This window comes from Vibrio sp. OPT46, assembly GCF_015163535.1.
GTDB lineage: Bacteria > Pseudomonadota > Gammaproteobacteria > Enterobacterales > Vibrionaceae > Vibrio > Vibrio alginolyticus.
In genome coordinates, this window is record NZ_JADDYG010000670.1 from 1 (window position 1) to 384 (window position 384).

A 384-nucleotide genomic window follows, 5' to 3' on the forward strand; every position below is an offset into this window, starting at 1 on the left:
GCGCTTCCAATCTGTGATTTGACTACATTATTAGAACAGAAACAAATAGCGTAGAAATATCATGTCGTTAACCGTTTCTCTGCTCGACAAATTGATAGATAGTGATCCTCTCACTCGAGATGAGAAAGACTTCCCTGCAAGCCAGCAACAGATGTTGAGCAGCTTACTTAGAGATCTAGAGTCGATGCTGAATAGTCGTATTGGATGGAAAAACATTCCTGATGATCTTTTAGAGGTTCGTTATTCAATATTGAATTATGGGCTGCCAGATTTTTCCTCAATGCCCTATAGCAGCCAAGAAGGGCAGAATCAGCTTTGCGACATCGTTCATGATGCAATTAAAGAGTTTGAGCCGAGGTTAAGGAACCCTCATGTCCAGATTTC

General features: G+C 41.1%; 1 protein-coding gene. It reads left to right on the plus strand.

What is annotated here, in order from left to right:
• Positions 1-61: 61 nt before the first annotated feature.
• Positions 62-384, plus strand: a 323-nt coding sequence (gene tssE / locus IQR33_RS24280; protein WP_193844139.1) for a type VI secretion system baseplate subunit TssE, incomplete at its 3' end; no start/stop codon positions are given.